We start from the raw sequence: 6239 nt of genomic DNA, 5'->3' as shown, positions 1-6239 counted from the left end.
TGACTTGCACCTCTCTGCCGGTCTGCCCCCGATGATTCGTGTTGATGGTGATGTACGCCGCATCAACCTGCCGCCCATGGAACACAAAGAAGTCCACGGGCTGATCTACGACATCATGAACGACAAGCAGCGTAAGGACTACGAGGAATTCCTGGAAACCGACTTCTCCTTCGAAGTTCCGGGTGTTGCCCGTTTCCGTGTCAACGCCTTTAACCAGAACCGTGGTGCCGGCGCTGTATTCCGGACCATCCCCTCCAAGGTTCTGACCATGGAAGACCTGGGCATGGGCCAGGTGTTCAAGGACGTGTCTTCGGTGCCCCGGGGGCTGGTGCTGGTGACCGGGCCGACCGGTTCCGGTAAGTCCACCACGCTGGCAGCGATGATCGATTACATCAACGACACCCGCTACGAACACGTGCTTACCATTGAAGACCCCATCGAATTCGTACACGACTCCAAGAAATGCCTGGTTAACCAGCGGGAAGTCCATCGGGATACCCTGGGTTTCAACGAAGCATTGCGCTCAGCCCTGCGGGAAGACCCCGACATCATTCTGGTCGGTGAGCTCCGGGATCTGGAAACCATCCGTCTGGCGCTGACGGCAGCCGAGACGGGCCACCTTGTGTTCGGCACCCTGCACACCACCTCCGCTGCCAAGACCATTGACCGTGTAGTCGATGTATTCCCGGCGGAAGAAAAGTCCATGGTGCGGTCGATGCTGTCGGAATCCCTGCAGGCGGTTATTTCCCAGACCCTGATGAAAAAAATGGGCGGCGGCCGGATTGCGGCCCACGAGATCATGATCGGCACCTCGGCCATCCGGAACCTGATTCGGGAAGACAAGATTGCCCAGATGTACTCATCAATCCAGACCGGTGGTTCCCTGGGCATGCAAACGCTGGATCAGTGCCTCGAGCGGCTGCTGCAGAAAGGGCTTATTTCCCGAGAAGCAGCGCGGGCCAAGGCCAAGATGCCTGACAACTTTTAATCTGGTTTGCTCCTGAAACTGAATTATCGGTGCCGGGAGCAAAGGGGAATCAGTCAGACTCCCCGAATATGGTTTGACGGGTGGGGCGGGTACAGCTTCCCGGGACTGTCTGCAGCATGGATGCTGCAGTCAAGCGTACATGGACGTATTCACAGCGTGTCCCGGGAAGCTGTACCCGCCCCGCCCAGGCACCAAACGATGAAGGCTGGGTACAAAAAATGGAATTCGAAAAACTGTTACGGCTGATGGTGGAAAAGGGCGGTTCAGACCTGTTTATTACAGCGGGTGTGCCACCGAGCATGAAGGTGAACGGGAAAGTACTCCCGGTGACCAAGAACGCGTTGACGCCGGAGCAGACGAGGGAGTTTGTCTACGGCTCCATGAATGACAAGCAGCGCGCCGAGTTTGAGGAAACCCACGAGTGTAACTTTGCAATCAGTGCCCGGGGCATTGGCCGGTTCCGGGTATCCGCATTCTTCCAGCGTAACCTGTGTGGCATGGTGCTGCGCCGGATCGAGGTAAAGATCCCGCAAATCGACGATCTGTCGCTGCCGGAAGTGATCAAGGAACTGGCCATGACCAAGCGTGGCCTGATCATGTTCGTGGGCGCTACCGGTACCGGCAAGTCTACGTCCCTTGCGGCCATGCTCGGGCATCGTAACCGCAACAGCCGTGGCCACATCATTTCCATCGAAGACCCGATCGAATTCGTGCACCAGCATCAGGGTTGTATCGTCACCCAGCGCGAGGTGGGTATCGACACCGAGAGCTTTGAAGTGGCCCTGAAGAACACCCTGCGCCAGGCACCAGACGTTATTCTGATCGGTGAGGTTCGTACCCGGCAGACCATGGAATATTCCGTGCAATTCGCCGAGACCGGTCACCTGTGTCTGGCCACCCTGCACGCCAACAACGCGAACCAGGCGCTGGACCGGATTATCCAGTTCTTCCCTCCGGAACAGCATAACCAGATCTGGATGGACCTCTCCCTGAACCTCAAGGCCATCGTGGCCCAGCAGCTGGTGCCAACGCCGGACGGCAAGGGCCGGAAGGCGGTTATCGAGGTGCTGATCAATACCCCGCTGGTGTCGGACCTGATCCGGAAGGGCGAGGTACACCGGCTGAAAGAGCTGATGTCCAAATCCAACGAATCCGGCATGCAGACCTTTGATCAGGCGCTTTATCAGCTCTATGCAGAAGGGTCGATTACCTACGAGGACGCCCTGGCTCATGCCGATTCTGCCAACGACCTGCGTCTGATGATCAAGCTGGGGGCGGATGCCCAGGGGGCCGATAAACTGTCTTCCTCGGTTGATAAGCTTTCAATCCAGGATGACTGACGGCTGGATCATAATTAGACTTTGGTCGTAGAAAGTTAGCGCCCCAAACCGTTAGGAATGGCATTTGAGGCCAGTAAGGGGTGGTGCGTATACTCCGAGCGATTCAACAAGGAGATACCATGCAACACCGATCTTCAATGCTTACACGAGCTGTACGTTTTACCACCCTCGCGGCGCTCGCCGCACCAGCCAGCGCGCTGGCAGGCGGCTTTTCCCTGAATGAGCAGAGCGCCAGCGCCATGGGCACCGCCAACGCCGGCGCCGCTGCCAACCCCGAGAACGCGACCACGGTTCTGTTCAACCCTGCCGGGATGAGCCAGCTGTCTGGCACCAATATTTCCTTTGGTGCGGCGGTTCTGGTATTGATGCTGAGGCAAAAGAGGGTGCTGAAGCCCGGAGAAACCTCCCTGGACCTGCACCTATTATGGCCGACGGTACCCGGGGCGGCGATATCGCAGATCCAGCAATCCTACCCAATCTTTATCTGACGCATGAGGTAAGTGAGTCCATCGACGTCGGTTTTGGTGTGCACGCGCCTTATGGTCTGGCAGCAGACTACGAAGATGATTTTGTTGGTCGTTATTTCGCTGACGAAACTGAACTCACTGCCATCGCCTTTACGCCCTCAGTATCGGTCAGCAATGGTCAGGGATTGTCCATGGGTGTCGGTCTGAATGTGATCTATGCGGAGGGCCGTCTGACCCGCTATCAGGACCTGGCTGGCCGGATATACCAGACTGCATCAGAGCAGGCTCAACTAGGCGGCGCTTCACCGCAGCAGGCAGACCAGATTGCTCGCCAGGCGGTCAGCGCTGCTCAGGATCCATATGCCGACATAGAAGGCGACGATATCGCTGTGACTTTCCGTGTTGGGTTTCTTTATGAACTCACGGATCGAACCCAGTTGGGCCTCACGGCGCAGACTGGCACGGAGTTAAATTTGAAGGGTGATGCGGAGATCCGCAACTTTCCTGTGCCCGGTCAGCCAGGTATGAGCACCACGTTAAGTGAGAAGGTAGAGGTGCCTCTGGCAATTCCCGAAAGTGCGACTTTTGACATACGTCATCAGTTATTGGACGATGTCACGATATTGGCAGGCGCGACTTATGCTCGTTGGAGTCGTTTTGAGGAGCTGGATATCTACAGTCGTGAAGGTGGTAACGGCCAGATTTCTTCAATTTCGGGAGATCCTATAACGCACGTTACAGAAAAGTGGAAGAACACTTGGCAGTTCAATTTGGGCAGCGTTTGGCAAGCAACCCCTCAGTGGGCTCTGAAAGCCGGCTATGCGTGGGATGAATCGCCTGTAGATCAATATCTTACTGCTCGGATTCCTTCCAGTGATCGCCATTGGCTGACTTTAGGTGCGCAGTGGAAAGACGCACAGAGTGGCTGGGCAGTCGATGCCGCAGTAGGTACTCTCTTGTTCACTGACGATCCGAGTTTCATCGAACGCAATTACCAGCACGAGAACCCGGATCAGGTCGCACGTTTATCAAATGGTGCGGAAGACCCGAGTTACTACAGCGCAGAATATGACCTAAGCGCCTGGAGTGCTGCAATCGAGGTAAGCAAGTCCTTCTAAGCCCCTGCAAACCTGGCTGGTCAGCCAACCACCTGGCCACGGTAGATGACCTTTTTCTTCCGTGGCTGGTCGATTTCTCCCTCCTCGTGGTCCTGCACTGATGCCGTCGGGGCATCCGCAATCACCTGTCCCCGATAGTTGCGCTTCAAACCGTCGTCTTCTTCCTCCGGTTCGATATTCAGCTGTGGAACCTGTTCTTTCAGCGTTTCCCAGGTGCGGATCAGTTGGGTGGAGCGGGTTTTTCGGGCGTATTCGGCCAGTTGTTGGTCCAGATGCTCTTCCGTGAGGTGCAGTTTGACGCCGAATTCCGTGTGAATCAGGCGGCGGCACTGGTGAACCAGTTTCAGCACGCTGGGATCCAGCAGCCAGCTACGTTCAGATGCCAGAGAAGTCATGGTATGAGCCTCGGAGATGGATGTCACAGCATGGCGCTGCCCGAAGTGCGTGTTGGGTCAGGGCGCCGACTCTGATTATGTAGCGAATATCGTGCCGTGACGGTGGTATTTCGCCGGGAGGTAGTGCCCGCGGCCTGCCTTGGAGCCGCGGGACTTGAGAGCAGACCAGGCGGTGGATATTGCGGTCAATTTCGGTGCATTTTCGGGCATCCATGCCCTTTTCTGGGTCGAATCAGTGCGCCTCGTCCCAGTTGTCACCAGCTCCGGCTTCCACCAGGAGTGGCACATCCAGTTCAGCTGCTGCGGACATGCGCTGCTCCAGGCCTGACCGGATCTTGTCAAGGGCCGATTCCTTCACTTCCAGGATCAGTTCATCGTGAACCTGCATGGTCATGCGGGCCTCATCGGCGTGTTCCTTGAGCAGCCAATTCTCCACATCCACCATCGCTCGTTTGATGATGTCGGCGGCTGTGCCCTGCATGGGAGCGTTGATCGCGGTGCGCTCGGCCGCCTGCTGCAGCTGTTTGTTGCGGGCGTTGATTTCCGGCAGGTACAGGCGGCGGCCGAACAGGGTTTCGACGAAACCATCGTCGTGGGCCTGTTTGCGGATGTTGTCCATGTACTGCAGAACGCCGGGGTAGCGTTCGAAATAACGGTCGATGTATTGCTGGGCGAGTCTGCGCTCAACGTCCAGTTGCCGGGACAGGCCAAAGGCGGACATGCCGTAGATCAGGCCGAAGTTGATGGCCTTGGCGCTGCGGCGCTGGTCTGAAGACACCTCCTCAAGGCTGACACCGAAGACTTCCGAGGCGGTGGCCTTGTGGATGTCTTCGCCCTTCTCAAACGCTTTCAGCAGTCCCTTGTCCCCCGAGAGGTGAGCCATGATCCGCAGCTCGATCTGGGAGTAGTCGGCAGCCACCAGCTTGTAACCCTCGGGTGCGATAAACGCCTGCCGTATACGGCGGCCCTGCTCGCTGCGAATGGGGATATTCTGGAGGTTGGGCTCGGAGGACGACAGTCGACCGGTGGCGGTGACGGCTTGATGGTAGGAAGTGTGCACACGGCCGGTGCGATGGTGAATCAGCTCCGGCAGGGTGTCGGTGTATGTAGACTTCAGCTTGCTCAGGCTGCGGTGTTCAAGGATCAGGCGCGGCAGCTCGTATTCATGGGCGAGTTCCTGCAGTACCGGTTCCGCCGTTGATGGCGCGCCCTTGGGGGTTTTCTTCACCACCGGCAGGCCCATCTTGTCGTAGAAGATCGCCTGCAGCTGCTTGGTGGAACCCAGGTTAAAGGTCTCGCCGGCGACGTCGTGGGCTTCTTTTTCCAGTTCCGCCATGCGCTCTGCCAGTTCCTGGCTGTGCTTTCGCAGGGTGCTGGCGCTGATCAGGGTACCGCGCTGCTCCATGCGCGACAGTACCGGCACCAGAGGCAAATCGATGTCTTCGTAGACCGAGGCCAGTTTCCCGGTTTCCTTCAGTTTTGGTCTCAGGGTCTGGTGCAGGCGCAGGGTGATGTCTGCGTCTTCGGCGGCATAGGGTGCGGCCTTTTCCAATTCGATCTGGTTGAAGGTGAGCTGTTTCGCGCCTTTGCCGGCAATGGATTCGAAGCTGATGGTCTTCTCGCCCAGGTAATACATGGCAAGGCTGTCCATGTCGTGCCGGGTAGCGACAGAATTCAGCACGTAGGATTCCAGCATGGTGTCTTCGGCAATGCCCTCCAGGGTAATGCCATGGTTAGCCAGTACGTTCTTGTCGTACTTCAGGTTCTGGCCGACCTTGGCCAGGCCGGGATCCTCAAGCAGCGGCTTGAGCTGATTAAGGACCTCGTCACGATCCAGCTGCTCGGGAGCGCCCATATAGTCGTGCCCCAGGGGGACATAGGCGGCCTCGCCGGGTTCGATGGCGAAAGACACACCGACGATCTCGGCATTC

6 protein-coding genes are annotated in these 6239 nt (G+C 57.4%); 4 read left to right on the top strand and 2 right to left on the bottom strand.

Translation table 11 applies throughout. The features are described from left to right. From B2W52_RS22125 to B2W52_RS22110, 4 genes are all read left to right on the top strand, one after another. On the top strand, window positions 1–988 hold a 988-nt coding region (locus tag B2W52_RS22125; RefSeq protein WP_286804096.1), incomplete at its 5' end, for a type IV pilus twitching motility protein PilT. 218 nt (window positions 989–1206) lie between these two features. After that, the gene (locus B2W52_RS22120; protein ID WP_104323360.1) at window positions 1207–2328 is read left to right on the top strand and encodes a PilT/PilU family type 4a pilus ATPase; all 1122 of its coding nucleotides are present in this window, start codon (window positions 1207–1209) and stop codon (window positions 2326–2328) included. 119 nt (window positions 2329–2447) lie between these two features. Then, complete coding sequence (locus B2W52_RS22115; protein ID WP_273073160.1) at window positions 2448–2816, top strand: outer membrane protein transport protein; 369 nt, start codon at window positions 2448–2450, stop codon at window positions 2814–2816. Further along, on the top strand, window positions 2753–3913 hold the full coding sequence (locus B2W52_RS22110; protein WP_273073161.1) for an OmpP1/FadL family transporter: 1161 nt from the start codon (window positions 2753–2755) through the stop codon (window positions 3911–3913). Before B2W52_RS22115 ends, B2W52_RS22110 begins: the two co-directional genes overlap by 64 nt. Window positions 3914–3933: 20 nt before the next feature. Here B2W52_RS22110 and B2W52_RS22105 read toward each other — a convergent pair whose 3' ends face one another. After that, on the bottom strand, window positions 3934–4308 hold the full coding sequence (locus B2W52_RS22105) for a hypothetical protein (RefSeq protein WP_273046231.1): 375 nt from the start codon (window positions 4306–4308) through the stop codon (window positions 3934–3936). Window positions 4309–4540: 232 nt separating this feature from the next. After that, on the bottom strand, window positions 4541–6239 hold a 1699-nt coding region (gene polA, locus B2W52_RS22100; protein ID WP_286804095.1), incomplete at its 5' end, for a DNA polymerase I.

It is taken from the genome of Marinobacter sp. UBA2498 (assembly GCF_002341575.1).
In the GTDB taxonomy this organism is placed as follows: domain Bacteria; phylum Pseudomonadota; class Gammaproteobacteria; order Pseudomonadales; family Oleiphilaceae; genus Marinobacter; species Marinobacter manganoxydans.
Note: the sequence above shows the minus strand (reverse complement) of the source record. Positions and strands in the feature narration are given on the sequence as shown.